The 15,437-nt window shown below is 49.3% G+C and carries 13 protein-coding genes; 5 read left to right on the forward strand and 8 right to left on the reverse strand.

Annotated elements, in window-relative coordinates:
* Positions 1-37: 37 nt before the first annotated feature.
* Positions 38-1,444: an efflux transporter outer membrane subunit gene (locus HMPREF2596_RS10615; protein WP_114139678.1), complete on the forward strand. Its 1,407-nt coding sequence runs from the start codon at positions 38-40 to the stop codon at positions 1,442-1,444.
* Between the two features lie 73 nt (positions 1,445-1,517).
* Here HMPREF2596_RS10615 and HMPREF2596_RS10620 read toward each other — a convergent pair whose 3' ends face one another.
* Both HMPREF2596_RS10620 and HMPREF2596_RS10625 read right to left on the reverse strand, forming a co-directional pair.
* On the reverse strand, positions 1,518-2,855 hold the full coding sequence (locus tag HMPREF2596_RS10620; RefSeq protein WP_070851008.1) for a GTPase/DUF3482 domain-containing protein: 1,338 nt from the start codon (positions 2,853-2,855) through the stop codon (positions 1,518-1,520).
* A gap of 574 nt (positions 2,856-3,429) precedes the next feature.
* Positions 3,430-3,891: a winged helix-turn-helix transcriptional regulator gene (locus HMPREF2596_RS10625; RefSeq protein ID WP_003747450.1), complete on the reverse strand. Its 462-nt coding sequence runs from the start codon at positions 3,889-3,891 to the stop codon at positions 3,430-3,432.
* 206 nt (positions 3,892-4,097) lie between these two features.
* On the opposite strand from HMPREF2596_RS10625, the gene alr reads away from it, so the two are divergent.
* A complete protein-coding gene (gene alr / locus HMPREF2596_RS10630; RefSeq protein WP_070851009.1) occupies positions 4,098-5,156 on the forward strand; it encodes an alanine racemase in 1,059 nt (352 codons plus the stop codon).
* A gap of 59 nt (positions 5,157-5,215) precedes the next feature.
* On the opposite strand, the gene HMPREF2596_RS10635 is transcribed toward alr, so the two are convergent.
* Positions 5,216-5,959, reverse strand: a complete 744-nt coding sequence (locus tag HMPREF2596_RS10635; RefSeq protein ID WP_070851010.1) for a pseudouridine synthase — start codon at positions 5,957-5,959, stop codon at positions 5,216-5,218.
* Positions 5,960-6,288: 329 nt separating this feature from the next.
* Between HMPREF2596_RS10635 and HMPREF2596_RS10640 the strand changes: the two genes are divergently transcribed.
* Positions 6,289-8,370 carry a carbon starvation CstA family protein gene (locus HMPREF2596_RS10640; RefSeq protein WP_070851011.1) on the forward strand — a complete coding sequence of 694 codons (2,082 nt, stop codon included), beginning with the start codon at positions 6,289-6,291 and terminating at the stop codon, positions 8,368-8,370.
* Positions 8,360-8,554 (forward strand): YbdD/YjiX family protein, encoded by a 195-nt coding sequence (locus HMPREF2596_RS10645; protein ID WP_003747442.1) that lies wholly within the window; start codon positions 8,360-8,362, stop codon positions 8,552-8,554. Before HMPREF2596_RS10640 ends, HMPREF2596_RS10645 begins: the two co-directional genes overlap by 11 nt.
* 117 nt (positions 8,555-8,671) lie before the next feature.
* Here HMPREF2596_RS10645 and HMPREF2596_RS10650 read toward each other — a convergent pair whose 3' ends face one another.
* The 5 genes from HMPREF2596_RS10650 to ppsA form a co-directional block, all read right to left on the reverse strand.
* A complete protein-coding gene (locus tag HMPREF2596_RS10650; protein WP_049347935.1) occupies positions 8,672-8,962 on the reverse strand; it encodes a chaperone modulator CbpM in 291 nt (96 codons plus the stop codon).
* A 15-nt stretch (positions 8,963-8,977) separates the two neighbouring features.
* A complete protein-coding gene (locus tag HMPREF2596_RS10655) occupies positions 8,978-9,937 on the reverse strand; it encodes a DnaJ C-terminal domain-containing protein (protein ID WP_070851012.1) in 960 nt (319 codons plus the stop codon).
* A 205-nt stretch (positions 9,938-10,142) separates the two neighbouring features.
* Entirely contained in the window at positions 10,143-10,625 is a 483-nt protein-coding gene (locus HMPREF2596_RS10660; RefSeq protein WP_003747439.1) for a hypothetical protein, read from the reverse strand.
* 171 nt (positions 10,626-10,796) lie between these two features.
* On the reverse strand, positions 10,797-11,501 hold the full coding sequence (locus tag HMPREF2596_RS10665) for a peptidoglycan DD-metalloendopeptidase family protein (RefSeq protein WP_004520516.1): 705 nt from the start codon (positions 11,499-11,501) through the stop codon (positions 10,797-10,799).
* A gap of 270 nt (positions 11,502-11,771) precedes the next feature.
* Positions 11,772-14,156 carry a phosphoenolpyruvate synthase gene (gene ppsA, locus HMPREF2596_RS10670; RefSeq protein WP_049347931.1) on the reverse strand — a complete coding sequence of 795 codons (2,385 nt, stop codon included), beginning with the start codon at positions 14,154-14,156 and terminating at the stop codon, positions 11,772-11,774.
* 417 nt (positions 14,157-14,573) lie between these two features.
* Between ppsA and HMPREF2596_RS10675 the strand changes: the two genes are divergently transcribed.
* A complete protein-coding gene (locus HMPREF2596_RS10675) occupies positions 14,574-15,395 on the forward strand; it encodes a posphoenolpyruvate synthetase regulatory kinase/phosphorylase PpsR (RefSeq protein WP_070851013.1) in 822 nt (273 codons plus the stop codon).
* The last annotated feature ends 42 nt before the right edge of the window (positions 15,396-15,437 follow it).

A 15,437-nucleotide genomic window follows, 5' to 3' on the forward strand; every position in this document is an offset into this window, starting at 1 on the left:
ATTTTCAGACGGCCTCAAAATGCTAAAGGATTCTAAAATGAAGAAGATTACATTCAAACCTGTACTGACCGCCGTTGCCGCCGCCGTGGCTTTGTCGGCCTGTACCATGATGCCGAAATATGAGCAGCCTCAAGTTGCCGTTGCAGATACGTTTAAATACGACACTGTTGACGACGGTATCCGCGCCGCTGAATTGGGTTGGCAAGACTACTTTGCCGATCCGCGCCTGCACCGCTTGATCGACATCGCATTGGAACGCAATACCGATTTGCGTACAGCCGCGCTGAATGCCGAAATCTACCGCAAGCAGCACATGATTGCGCGCAACAACCTGCTGCCGACCGTTAACGCCAGCGGTACAGGTTCGCGTCAAGGCAGCTTGAGCAGCGGCAACGTCAGCAGCCAATACAGCGTTGGTTTGGGCATAACCTCTTATGAACTCGACCTCTTCGGCCGTGTCCGCAGTACCAGCGAAGCCGCTTTGCAAGGTTATTTTAATGTAGCCGCCAACCGCGATGCCGCACATCTGGCCTTGATTTCTACCGTGGCCAAAGCCTACTTTAACGAGCGCTACGCCGAAGAAAGCATGGCATTGGCACAACGTGTGTTGCAAACCCGTGAAGCGACGTACAAGCTCTCGCAATTGCGCCATAAAGCCGGCGTGATTTCCGCCGTTGATTTGCGCCAACAGGAAGCGTTGATTGAATCGGCCAAAGCCGATTACGCCTCTGCGGTGAAAAACCGCGAGCAAGCGCGCAATTCCTTGGCTATGCTGATTAATCAACCTCTGCCCGAAGATTTGCCTGCCGGTCTGCCTTTGAGCAAACAGTTCAAAATCACCAAACTGCCTGCTGGTTTGAGTTCGGACGTGTTGCTCAACCGCCCGGATATCCGCGCGGCCGAACACTCGCTCAAACAAGCCAATGCCAATATCGGTGCGGCACGTGCGGCATTTTTCCCACGCATCAGTCTGACCGGTTCTGTCGGTACGGCTTCCGGCGAGTTGAGCGGCCTGTTTAAGAGCGGCACGGGTATTTGGGCTTTTGCACCGTCCATCACGCTGCCTATCTTTGACTGGGGCACAAACAAAGCCAATCTTGACGTAGCCAAACTGCGCCAACAGGCACAAATCGTTGCTTATGAAGCCGCTGTTCAATCCGCATTCAAAGACGTTTCCAATGCTTTGGTTGCGCGTGAACAGTTGGATAAAAGCTATGAAGCGTTGAGCAAACAAAGCCGTGCCTACAACGACAGCCTGCGCCTCATCAGCCTGCGTTACAAACATGGCGTATCCAGCGCATTGGATTTGCTGGATGCCGAGCGCAGCAATTACAACGCAGAAACTGCTCTTTTAGCCAATCAGCTGACCCGTCTGGAAAACCTTGCCGACTTGTATAAAGCGCTTGGCGGCGGTTTGAAACGTGAGACCAAAGCTGCCGAATAAGTTTTGTCAGCTAAAATCAAAAGGCCGTCTGAAACATTTGGGTTTCAGACGGCCTTTTTGTTAAACAGCGATTTTAAACTTTTAATTTCTCGCTTAAAGAGCCGACATAGGCTGCGCGTTCATTGCGGCTGAGTTCGGGCTGGTGTGTGTTGAGCGAAGACCATTTGCGGTTGCTGCGTGCTTTGTTGAGTTCGCTTGGCAGTTTGGCCGCATTCCATGGCGCTTTGCGTTCGTTTAGCTCGATATGCGATTGGGCGGCATGGCCGCGCGTTTGCAAGACGTGCAACAAATCCAGCGCACGCGCGGCGAGCAGGGTAAGGGTTTCTGGATCGGTATGCAGGGTTTGTCGGCCGTTGATTTTGTCGGTGATGTCTTGGGCATTGGGCAAAATGCCGCCCAACAGGCCGCCGATGGCCGTACCCAAACCAAGCGAACCACCAAGCGTGGCAATGTCCAAGCCTAGGCCGATGAGTGCGCCTGCGGTTGCGCCGGTACCGGTACGGATGCCGTAATGTTTGAGCAATTCGCTGTCAAACGGATCTTGTTTGAAGGCTTTGGGCATCCATGTGCTGTCGCTGCCGACTTCGTCGTGATAGAAGCGGTAAAGTGTGAACAGGCGTTGTTGCATTTGCCGCTCAAGTTGGCGGATTTCCGATTGCATGACTTCCAAAGTCGGGGCAGGGTCGTCGTTTTCGGCAATTTCTTGGGTAAATGCGGCGGCATCCAGTAGAAAATCGGCAATTTCACGGCGCGCTTCCGTATCCAGCCGTTGCCACTCGCGACGGCGCATATTGATGAGGCGGTCGAGGATGTCGCGCTTAGGTAACATGGTGGCAAGGTTGTCCCACAATCGGATTTCGCCTTCAAAGTCAAACGCAACGGTATCGAAACCGGCGTAAACATGCAGGTTTCTGCGGGCGAGCATATTGGTCCAAGCGGTCAGGTCTTGATTTTGAGTGAAGTTGAACACGGGCATGATGGGCTTGGCGCACCAAGACAAAATGGTCAGCTCGTCTTTGTATTTGTTAAGGACGGGCTCCCGCGCATCGATGACATACATGGCCATGTCGCTTTGTATGACTTGGCGCAGCACTTTGGCCTCTTGGTTGAATTCGTGATGCGCTTCATGGTTGTTGAGGAATTGCTGGATGCGCTCGATGCCGTCATCGCGTGCGGATGTGTGGGTTTCCAACCAGTCCAACACGCCGCCGGCATCTTCGAGGCCGGGTGTGTCGTAGAGGTAAACCAAGCTGTCATCACCGTCGTTGATGAGGGCTTCTTCGACATGGCGCGTGGTCGAGGGCGCATTTTTTACTTCGCCGAAGGTGCTGTCGCGCAAAAGCGTGCGTAAGAGTGAGGTTTTGCCTGTGTTGGTATGGCCGACGACGGCAAGGGAAAGTGGGGTGGTCATGGTCGTGGGTTGGGACGGATATGGGCTATGAATGTGTGAGTATGGGGCTGTTTGCCTGCAGTGGCAATATGTGTTTCAGACGGCCCTAAATTTCCTTTATATATGGGCGAAAATAGCCAGAAAAAGAGGGGAATAGCGGATTTGTTGTTTTTTGGCAAAATGCTTGAAAATAGGTAGGAAAACAGTTGACAGTCGGGTAGAAGGCTAGGATAATTCGCGCCGTTGAGTTGCTTGATGCAGCTTGATTTTTCTCCTCTATTTCTCCTTTGTAGACTTGGCGCATATCGAAACGGTATGCGCATTTTTTTATCTGCATTGAAACATGATTACATTTAAGTTCTGTAAATTGGATAATTAAGAAACTTTACAAGAAAAATACTTGCATGGTTGAATCTCTTGTTGCATAATTCGTTTCGTTAGCTGGTTCGAGTAGTCAGTTAATAGTTTCTCCTCTATTTCTCCTTTGTAGACTTGGCACACATTCTATCGGATGTGTGCATTTTTTTTGTCTGTTTAAAACAAAGGCCGTCTGAATGTTGTAATCTTTCAGACGGCCTTTGTTGGTTGAATGGTATTAGATGTCTAATACTACTTCTTCTTTGACTTCTTCCATGACAACATAGCTGCGGCTTTCGGCTGCAGCCGGCAGTTGCAGCAGGATATTGCCGAGCATATCGCGATAGGCGGACATATTGGGCAGGCGGACTTTGATGAGGTAGTCGTATTCGCCGGAGACCAAGTGGCATTCCAAAATTTGCGGAATCTTCAGCACTTCGCGTTTGAAGTCTTCAAAAATATTGCCGGATTTTGAACGCAGTTTCAGTTCGACAAAGACCAAGAGGCTTTGACCCAAGGCATGAGGATTCAGATGGGCGTGATAGCCGGTGATGAGGTTGTCGCGTTCCAAGCGGCGGACGCGTTCGGTTACCGGCGTAGTGGAGAGGCCGACTTTTTCAGCCAATTCGGTCATGGGGATGCGTGCGTTTTGTTGCAGGAGCTTGAGAATTTTTAAGTCGGTTTTGTCGAGTTCTTTCATGGCTTTGATGCTTGTCGTTTTCAATTTGGATGACATCATAACCTTAAAACAGGCTCAGAAGAAGCATAAATCCTTAAAGGTAAGGCGGAAGGAAGATATTAATCTTGTGTATTTCATGGAATCCTGTATGGTTTTTGACCTATAATATTCGCTTCAAAGTAATAGGGCAGGCCGTCTGAAACGGATGCCGATAAGAGGAATACATTATGCGTCCGCTCAATGCGCAAATCCGTTTGGATAATTTACGTCAAAATTATCGTCTTCTCAAAGAGTTGCACGGCAATAAATTGTTGGCTGTGATTAAGGCCGATGCTTACGGGCATGGTGCGGTCAGATGTGCACACGCGTTGGCGGATATTGCCGACGGCTTTGCGGTGGCAACGGTAGATGAAGGTGTGGAATTGCGTCAAAACGGCATTAAAAACCCGATTGTTTTGTTGGAAGGCGTATTTGATGCTGCGGAGTATGCGGATGTTGACCGTTATGATTTGTGGCCGGCAATCGGCAGTCAATGGCAGTTGGAGGCGTTTGCACATCATGAGTGGCAACGTCCGACAACCGTATGGCTGAAAATGGACTCTGGTATGCACCGTGCCGGTTTCTTTCCGCATAACTATGCCGCCGCCTATACGGCATTGAAACAATCCGAATCGGTTGAAAACATTGTGAAATTCAGCCATTTTGCCTGTGCGGACGAGCCGGAAAATGGCATGACCGAAATGCAGCTTGAAGCATTTGATTTGGCTTGCGAGGGTTTGGAAGGCGAAGAGAGCTTGGCCAATTCCGCTGCGATTTTGAACGTGCCTGAAGCGCGCCGCGATTGGGGTCGTGCCGGTCTGGCCTTGTATGGTATTTCGCCTTTCGGTGGCGTGGATGAGCGTTTGAAACCTGTTATGCGCCTGACTTCCCGCGTTTTCGGCGAACGTGTGTTGCAGCCGCATTCTCCGATTGGTTACGGTGCAACGTTCTACACCAGCAAATCCACTCGTGTCGGTTTGATTGCCTGCGGCTATGCCGACGGTTATCCGCGTCGCGCTTCCACTAATTCTCCGGTCTCCATCGATGGCAAACGCAGCCGCATTATCGGCAGGGTATCTATGGATATGATTACGGTTGAGCTGGAAGCCTCAAAAGAGGGCTTGGGCGCGGAAGTCGAGCTTTGGGGCGATGTGATTAATATTAATGAAGTTGCCGAAGTTGCCGGTATGATTCCGTACGAAATCCTCTGCAATATTAAACGTGCGAAGTTCACTTATATCGAGTAGGCAGTCAAAGATCAGGCCGTCTGAAATGTGTTTTCAGACGGCCTTTTTGTTATCTGCAATTAAAACGATTCGTCAGCGCGTAAATAACGCCATTTGCCCGACGGCAGTCTGCCGAGTTTGACTTTGCCCATGCGGATTCGTTTCAAACCGACAACGCGCAGGCCGACCAGCTCGCACATACGGCGGATTTGGCGTTTTTTGCCTTGCCGCAAAATAAAGCGCAATTGGTCTTCGTTTTGCCATTCGACTTTGGCGGGTCGCAACTTTTCGCCGTCCAAACTCAAGCCGTGGTTGAGCAGGGCGAGGCCTTTGTCGTCCAGTTTGCCGCGGACGCGGACGAGGTATTCTTTTTCGCTGCTGCTGTTTTCGCCAATCAGCTGTTTGGCAATGCGGCCGTCCTGGGTGAGCACCAATAATCCGACAGAGTCGATGTCCAGGCGGCCGGCAGGAGCCAAACCGAATTTGTGCTTTTCACTGAAAGGGATACGGCTGTCGTCGCCTTCCCAATGGTTGTCGGCGGTAATGAGTTCGGCGGCGGATTTATAGCCTTTTTCTGCCTGCGCGCTGACGTAGCCGACGGGTTTGTTCAGTAGGATGGTTACGCGCGCGGCTTGTTTTTCGTGGGCTTGTTTGTTGAGGTCGATGCGGTCGCGCTCGGTGACTTTTTGACCGAGTACGGCGGTTTGGCCGTTGACTTTGACCCAGCCTTGCTCGATGTAGCTGTCTGCCTCGCGGCGCGAGCATAAGCCCAATTGCGCCATGCGTTTGGAGAGACGCATGGTTTCGGAATCATTGTTTTGCATGGTATGGCAATATAGAGAAATGGGAATGTCGGATTATAGCATTGACCGTTTGTCAGGCCGTCTGAAAACTGAATTTTTGGGTTTTCAGACGGCCTTGCGTTTGCTATATGTTAAGGAATATTTGGATTTGAAGTAAAAAATGAAGGGTATATTGTCTGTTTGTGTTAACCTTACGGGCGAACTAATCATTTTGTTTTTTGTCGAATTCGGGTTGAAATGACATTTCACTCATCAATCATGAAGACTAAAATGATTGGTCTTTCTAAAGCGCATGAAGGCAGTTTGTTGCTAAAACAAGCTTTCGTGTATCACGTTTTAAGGATAAATCAATGAAATCGCTCAAATCATTTTTGATTTGGGGCATTGTGGTTTTGGTCGGCCTGGCCTCCTTTACCACTTTGGCCCTCAGTCGCGGCGAGCAGGTCAGTGCGATTTGGATGGTTACGGCCGCCATTTCGGTATACTGTATTGCCTACCGTTTTTACAGTCTTTACATTGCCAACCGTGTGATGCAGCTTGATCCTAACCGTCTGACTCCGGCAGAACGCCACAATGACGGCTTGGACTATGTGCCCACACATAAAGGCGTACTGTTCGGCCACCACTTTGCCGCGATTGCCGGCGCAGGCCCTTTGGTCGGTCCTGTATTGGCAGCGCAAATGGGTTATCTGCCCGGTACTTTGTGGATTATCTTCGGCGTGGTATTTGCCGGTGCTGTACAGGATATGATGGTACTGTTTGTTTCTATGCGTCGTGATGGTAAGTCTTTGGGCGATATCGTGAAACAAGAACTCGGTACTGTCCCCGGCGTGATTGCATCCATCGGTATTTTGATGATTATGGTCATCATTATGGCGGTGTTGGCGTTGATTGTTGTGAAAGCATTGGTTCACAGCCCTTGGGGTACGTTCACCATCGCAGCGACTATGCCGATTGCCCTGTTTATGGGTATTTATACCCGTTATATCCGTCCGGGCAAAATCGGCGAGATTTCCATCGTCGGCTTTATTTTGCTGATGTTGGCCGTGATTTACGGTGAAGATGTTGCCCGCAGCTCCTTCGGCCATTGGTTCGACCTTGACGGCATTCAGCTGACTTGGGCGATTATGATTTACGGTTTCGTGGCTTCCGTATTGCCGGTTTGGCTCTTGCTGACTCCGCGCGACTATCTGTCTACCTTCCTGAAAATCGGTACGATTGCAGCTTTGGCTTTGGGTATCGTTATTGTTAACCCAACCCTGCAAATGCCTGCGGTTACCCACTTTATCGATGGTTCAGGCCCGGTATTCTCCGGTGCGTTGTTCCCATTCTTGTTCATTACCATTGCTTGTGGTGCGGTTTCAGGCTTCCATGCGCTGATTTCTTCCGGTACTACGCCAAAAATGGTGGAAAACGAAACCCACGTCCGCATGATCGGTTACGGCGGCATGATTATGGAAAGCTTTGTGGCCATTATGGCTCTGGCTGCCGCCGCTTCGCTTGAGCCAGGCGTGTACTTCGCGATGAACAGCCCGGCTGCACTGATTGGTACAGATGCCAACACGGCTGCCGAAGTTATCACCACTAAACTGAATTTCTCTGTTGATGCCGCAACCTTGTTGCACACTGCTAAAGAAGTGGGCGAAAACACTATTCTGTCCCGTGCAGGCGGCGCGCCAACCCTCGCAGTCGGTATGGCACACATCATGAGCCGTCTGATTCCGGGCGAAGCCATGATGGCGTTCTGGTATCACTTTGCCTTGCTGTTTGAAGCCTTGTTCATCCTGACCGCCGTTGACGCCGGTACGCGCGTAGCCCGTTTCATGATCCAAGACTTGGGCAGTATTTTCTACAAACCATTCGGTAACACCGACTCTATCCCTGCCAACCTGGTTGCCACATTCTTTGCCGTGGCATTGTGGGGTTACTTCCTCTATACCGGCGTAACCGACCCTCTGGGCGGCATTAACTCGCTCTGGCCTCTGTTCGGTATCGCCAACCAAATGCTGGCAGGCGTAGCGTTGATTATGTGTACCGTTGTCTTGGTGAAAATGAAACGCGACCGCTATGTATGGGTAACTTTGGTTCCGGCTGTCGGCGTATTGTTCGTAACCTGCTATGCCGGTTTGCAAAAACTGTTCCACAGCGACCCGCGCGTCAGCTTCTTGGCGCACGCAGGCAAATACCGCGATGCCTTGGCTTCAGGCGAAGTCCTTGCCCCGGCTAAAGACATCGGCGAAATGTCACAAATCATCTTCAACGACCAAATCAATGCCGGCCTGACCGCTTTGTTCTTGGCGGTTGTCGTGATTGTCGCCGTGTACGGTTTCCGTACCGCCATGAAAGCCCGTAAAGTCGGTTGGCCAACTGCTAAAGAAATTCCAGCAGTGTACCGTGACGGTAAACAGCCGGAGGCTCAAAGTGAAGCATAAGCTCGCATCTTGGTGGAAAACCATCAAGCTGACAGCAAACTTGATGGCCGGTGTCCCGGATTATGAAAACTACGTTGCCCGTCAGCGTAAACATAATCCCAATGCGCCGGTCATGACCGAGCTGCAATTCCAAGACTACTGCCGCAAACGCCGTTGCGGCGGCAACGGCGGACGCTGTTGTTAATGAAGGTATAAAAAGGCCGTCTGAAAATATTTTCAGACGGCCTTTTATTATGGAATATCAATAAACATCAAAAACTTTGTCTTGTCATCAATATTTAATCGAACAACTTGCCAATATTTACTCATCTTCGAGCAGTACCAGCGGACGCTGTATTTTTCTGAGTTCTTCCACCTCGTCCAACAGCCGCATAATCAGCCCCAATGCGGGAATGCCGGCTTCAAAATCACGGCTTAAGCGTTGTGCGCGACGGATGCGGGCAAGATGAAAACCACTGAAGGTGCTTTTTTCGGGCGCACCATCGATGCTGATGATGTCTTCTGCTATAAGTTCCAACAGCCAATCGCGACGGCAGCGGCTGGCGGCAACGATTTCTTCAAAAGTAAGGGTAACATCGGAGGACTGAATCATAATTTATCCTTTCTCTTATGCTTGTTTCGCGGCAAAGTGTTCGGCCAATTTTTCCCATGCGGCACGGTCGGCTTCGCTCTCTACTGGCGGAACATTAATGCGGATATTGAGATAAAGGTCTCCGGCTTCTTTTGCAGGAATACCTTTGCCTTTGAGGCGGATGCTTTTACCGCTTTGGCTGTTGGCAGGCAGATTGACCTGTAAGCGGCCTGATGCGGTAGGGACGATGATTTTGCCGCCCAATACGGCTTCCCAAGGTTTGACATCTATTGTTTGATATACGTCTTTCCTGTTTTTGACGTATAAATCAGGTTGGTCGTGGAACTTGATTTTTAAGTACAAATCACCGTTTTCTCCACCGTTATATCCCGGCAAACCTTGGCCGGCCAAACGGATTTGTTGGCCTTCTGCAATGCCTTTGGGGATTTTGACGTTGAGGGTTTTATTTTGATAAACCGCACGTCCGTATTCGTCTAGAGTCGGCACATTCAAAGTCATGCTACGTTCTGCGCCAACATACGCTGCGTAAATATCAATACTCAATTCAGCATGTTGATCCTCACCTTTTATTGGGCCTCGGGGTTGCTCGGAACGAGTGTGGGATTGGCGGAATGATGAAAACAGATCTTCAAAATTGAAATCTCCCGCTCCGAACGGCTCGCCTTCATGACGTTCATAGCGGAAGCCGCCGCCGTTAAATCCATTGCCAAACGGATTGCTGCCTTGACCGAACGGATTGCCTCCGACGCTGCGTCCGTAAGGATTAGCCAACATTTCATCGTATTCGGCCCGCTTTTCTTTGTCGGAAAGCGTTTCGTAGGCACGGTTGATTTCTACCGTACGTTCGGCTGCGTCAGGTTCTTTGCTGACATCGGGGTGGTATTTGCGCACCAGTTTTCGGTAGGCTTTTTTGATTTCGGCCTCATCCGCATCTTTGGCAACGCCCAGTATTTCATAATAGTTTTTTTCTGCCATGTTATTCCTTTGACTGCTCATATACAAAATTCTTATGGTTTTAATAATTGAGGGTAGATATTCTAAAATCAAGGGCGTTGGAAATAAAATTCTCTATTTCTGACAATGATTAATGGATAATTTATTTCTTTGTTTCTAGAAAAATAGAAAATATAAAGGCCGTCTGAAATACGGTTTTTCAGACGGCCTTTATCAAATTGGGGTTTTATTTGTCTTGAGCATTTTTTTGTTCGCGGACCACCCATTGGGCAATATCTGAACCCAATACTTTAGAAGTGCGGTTCAAGACGGCGCAAGAGCTTTTATAAGCGCCAAACATGCCGCCGGAAGAGTTGCGGGTAAAGGTTTTTTTGCCGACTTGTTTACCGTCAACATACAAAGTGGCAGAAACAGCCATCCCTTTGGCGTGGCCGATAAAGGCATTGCCTGCACTCATGGCGGAAGTAATGGCGATGTCTGCGTATGTACCTTGTTTTTTACCGTCACGGACAACCGTTACATCGCTTTTGGCTGCGGTTTCTTGCAAAGATTTGGACATGATGCTGCCCACTTCTAAACACTCGGAAACAATACGGGTATCGATTTCTTCTTTATCGCGGTAAGGAATGCTTTCATCAATATGGACATCCGCGCTGGCAAATGCAGATGCAAACAAGAATGCGGTTGCAAGGATACGGTTAGGAGACATAGTAGGACACCTGAAATGGAATGTTAAAAAGAGTTGTTATTGTATAACGGCGTTTACACTCAATCAACATAAGTTAAATAGGAAAAGATTTTGTTGAAATAGCTGTTATAGCAAGATAATCAAAAGGCCGTCTGAAATAACAGTATTTCAGACGGCCTTTTGATTGGGACATTAATTTGTTCTGGTCAAATAAGGCAGGGGATCGACTGCTTTGCCGTTTAGACGAACTTCAAAATGTAGCTTGACGCTGTCTGTATCGCTGCTGCCCATGGTGGCGATAACTTGGCCGGCTTGGACTTTTTGATCTTTTTGTACTAAAAGCGTGTCGTTGTGGGCATAGGCGGTAATGGTGTAGTCGTTGTGGCTGATTAAAATTAGCTTGCCGTAACCGCGGACTTCTTCGCCAACGTAGATGACGGTACCGGCTGCGGCAGAACGGATTTGTTGGCCTTGTGTGCCTGCAATATCTATGCCTTTGCTGGTTGTGCCGTTGTAGCGTTGGATAATGGAAGATGAGGCGTTATCGGTCGGCCATTGCAAGCTTAACCGGTTGATCGGGGTAACGGCGGTTGCTTGGCGTTGCTGCGTAGCAGTATTGCGGGAGGCAACATGACGGCGGACGCGCAATACTTGGCCGACTTCGATTTGTGAGGCGTTGGGAAGGTTGTTCCATGCAACCAGTGTATTGACGTTTTGCCCGTAGCGTTTGGCGATTTGGGTCAGGGTATCGCCGGGACGGACTTTGTAGTAGCCGTCGGGTACGGCGCGGTTGGAAGAAGTGTTGTTGCCGGCGCAGGCTGCTAAGACGGCAATAGTGCTGATGAGTGCCAGACGTTTTAAGGCCGTCTGAAAGGTGGAAATAAAATTTGTATTCATGAGTTGTTTCTAAATGTATCGTTATACTGTATATGATAGATAGGAAGAGTGAAAAAAGGTTCACTCAAAAGGCATGGGATAAAATGCGGAGAGGCAATATAGTACCATTGAGAATTTGTAGATATGGCTGAATATTTCTATATCTTTTTGATGAAAAGGGACTTTTTTGAAAAGGTAAAAGAACGTGAAAGTTCTTTCAGACGGCATTGAATAAGGCAATAAAAATCCCCTGCCGAGATAAACGGGCAGGGGATTTTTGTCTCATCGAACTTATTTGTTCAATTCGTTAGCCAGATACAGCCAAGTTTCAATCACGGTATCAGGGTTGAGCGATACGCTTTCGATACCTTCTTGAACCAGCCATTTGGCAAAGTCCGGATGGTCTGACGGGCCTTGACCGCAAATACCGACGTATTTGTTTTGTTTGCGGCAGGCAGAGATTGCCAAGTGCAACATCACTTTAACGGCAGGGTTGCGTTCGTCGAAGGAGTCAGATACCAAACCGCTGTCACGGTCGAGGCCGAGGGTCAGCTGGGTCATGTCGTTAGAGCCGATGGAGAAGCCGTCGAAGTATTGCAGGAATTGTTCTGCCAATACAGCGTTGCTTGGCAACTCGCACATCATGATCAGGCGCAGGCCGTTTTTGCCGCGTTCCAAACCGTTTTCTTTCAGGGCTTTGACAACAGCTTCGGCTTCACCCAAAGTGCGGACGAATGGAATCATGATTTCGACGTTGGTCAAACCCATTTCGTCACGGACGCGTTTCAAGGCTTTGCACTCGAGTGCGAAGCAGTCTTTGAAGCTGTCAGCGACATAACGTGCCGCGCCGCGGAAGCCCAACATTGGGTTTTCTTCGTGCGGTTCGTAAATGCTGCCGCCCACCAAGTTGGCGTACTCGTTGGATTTGAAGTCAGACATGCGGACGATGGTTTTGCGTGGGTAAACCGAAGCAGCCAAAGTTGCTACGCCTTCTGCGATTTTATCGACATAGAAGTCGACAGGGGAAGCATAGCCGGCGATGCGGCGGGTAATTTCCGCTTTCAATTCGTCGTCTTGTTTGTCAAATTCCAACAAGGCTTTCGGGTGGATACCGATTTGGCGGTTGATGATGAATTCCATACGTGCCAAGCCGATGCCTTCGCTAGGCAGGTTGGCGAAGCTGAATGCCAACTCAGGGTTACCAACGTTCATCATCACTTTGACAGGGGCTTTAGGCATGTTGTCCAAAGCAACATCGGTAATTTGTACGTCCAGCAGGCCGGAGTAGATGAAGCCGGTATCGCCTTCGGCACAAGATACGGTAACTTCTTGGCCGTCTGAAAGCAGATCGGTTGCGTCGCCGCAGCCGACTACGGCAGGGATACCCAATTCACGCGCGATAATCGCTGCGTGGCAGGTACGGCCGCCGCGGTTGGTCACGATGGCGGAAGCACGTTTCATCACCGGTTCCCAATCCGGGTCGGTCATGTCGGTAACGAGTACGTCGCCTGCTTCAACGGAATCCATCTCGGAAGCATCTTTCACCAGGCGTACTTTGCCTTGGCCGACTTTTTGACCGATGGCACGGCCTTCGCACAAGACAACTTTTTCGCCGTTGATGGAGAAGCGGCGCAGGTTGCGGCTGCTGTCTTCTTGGGATTTCACGGTCTCAGGACGGGCTTGCAGGATGTAGAGTTTGCCGTCCAAACCATCGCGGCCCCATTCGATGTCCATTGGGCGGCCGTAGTGTTTTTCGATGGTCAGCGCGTAATGGGCCAACTCGGTAACTTCGGCGTCGGTAATGGAGAAGCGTTGACGGTCTTCTTCAGGTACATCGATGTTGGTGACAGATTTACCGGCTTCGGCTTTGTCGGTAAAGATCATTTTGATTTGTTTCGAACCCATAGTTTTGCGCAGGATAGCCGGTTTGCCTGCTTTCAAAGTAGGTTTGAATACATAGAATTCGTCAGGGTTGACCGCGCCTTGTACGACGTTTTCGCCCAGGCCGTAAGAAGAGGTAACGAAAACGACTTGGTCGTAACCGGACTCGGTATCGATGGTGAACATCACGCCGGACGCGCCGCTGTCGGAGCGCACCATGCGTTGTACGCCTGCGGAAAGGGCAACGATGTCGTGTTCGAAGCCTTTGTGGACACGGTAAGAAATGGCACGGTCGTTGTACAGGGAAGCGAATACATGGCGCATGGCTTCTTTAACGTTTTCCAAGCCGTTGATGTTCAGGAAGGTTTCTTGTTGGCCGGCGAAAGAAGCGTCCGGCAGGTCTTCTGCTGTTGCGGAAGAACGTACGGCAACGGAAATGTCCGCACCGCCGGCATCGGCAACCATTTTGTTCCAAGCTGTTTCGATTTCAGCATCCAACTGTTCAGGGAACGGGGTATCCAAAATCCATTGACGGATTTCTTTACCCACGCGCGCCAACTCGGCAACGTCTTCAACATCCAGTTGTTTCAGGGCTTCGGAAATACGCTCGCTCAGACCATTGTGAGCCAGGAAAGCGCGATAGGCTTCGGCAGTGGTCGCAAAACCACCGGGAACGCGTACGCCTTTTTCAGTCAGTTGGCTGATCATTTCGCCCAAAGAGGCATTTTTACCGCCCACTCGCTCAACGTCAGTCATACGCAGGTTTTCAAACCAAATAACGTAGTTTTCGGCCATTTGTGTGTCCAATCCAATCCAAAAATGTTAAAAAAGAAACAAATCCGCCTGCTTATTGTAGCCATTCGTTTGATGGCTGTCATGTGTTTTATCTTTTTTAAAATCACAAATTCGTCTGTGATACTGTGCTTTTCAAGCGTGTAGTCTGCTGAAATGTGAATATCAGATTCATGTTTTTGTGAGTTATCCTATTGTTAAATATGGAAAACAAAATAAGTTAATAAATTTGATAAATAAGATTTATTTTGCAATTTTAGAACAAAATTCTACAAAAAAATTAAAAAATGAAATTTTGTGCCAATTTAAAAATTGTTCAAATTTGTTGTAATCCTGTGTAATCTGCCGGGAGTCGCTTTATTGCAAAGGCTGTAACTGCTATGATTGCCGTCTGAAACGTTACCCTCAAGAGGATTCATTATGACTGATCCACGCCAAGTCTTCTATATTTCCGACCGAACCGGCCTGACCGCTGAAAATATCGGTGAAGCCTTGCTGAACCAATTTGGCAATGTTGAGTTCAAGCGCCATACCTATCCGTTTATCGATACGCCTGAAAAAGCGCGTGCTGTTGTAGACAAAGTCAACCAGTCTGCCGAAAAATTCGGCGTGCGCCCGATTGCTTTTGTCAGTGTGGTCAATGACGAAATCCGTGAAATCATCAAGAAAGCCAATGCGTTCCATATTAATTTCTTTGAAACCTTTCTCGGTCTTTTGGAAAAGGAACTCAATACGGAGGCGGTTGCCGCCCAGCAGGGGCATCACAGTATCGGCAATACCCAACGCTATGATGCGCGTATGGAGGCGGTCAATTTTTCACTGAATCATGATGACGGTGTCAGTGATAAGAATTTGAAAGAAGCCGATGTGATTTTGATGGGGGTTTCCCGTTCCGGCAAAACGCCGACTTGTCTCTATCTGGCCTTGCAATACGGTATCCGTGCTGCCAACTATCCGCTGATTCCCGATGATTTGGAGTCCACCGATTTGCCGCGTATGGTCAAGCCTTATAAAGACAAGCTGTTTGGTTTGACCATTCAGCCTGAACGCTTGCAGGCAATCCGTCAGGAACGCCGTCCTAATTCGACTTATGCCAAAATCGATACTTGCCGCAGCGAGATTGCCGATGCGCAAAATATGTTTAAACGCCACGGTATTCCGTTTACCAATACTACGGACAAATCTGTGGAAGAGCTTGCCGTGCATGTCTTGCAGGCTTGCAAGCTGAAACGCCGTTTTTAACTGAAATGATAAAAGGCCGTCTGAAAGTTTCAGACGGCCTTT

The sequence above is a fragment of the Neisseria sp. HMSC078C12 genome (assembly GCF_001838065.1).
Taxonomy (GTDB): domain Bacteria; phylum Pseudomonadota; class Gammaproteobacteria; order Burkholderiales; family Neisseriaceae; genus Neisseria.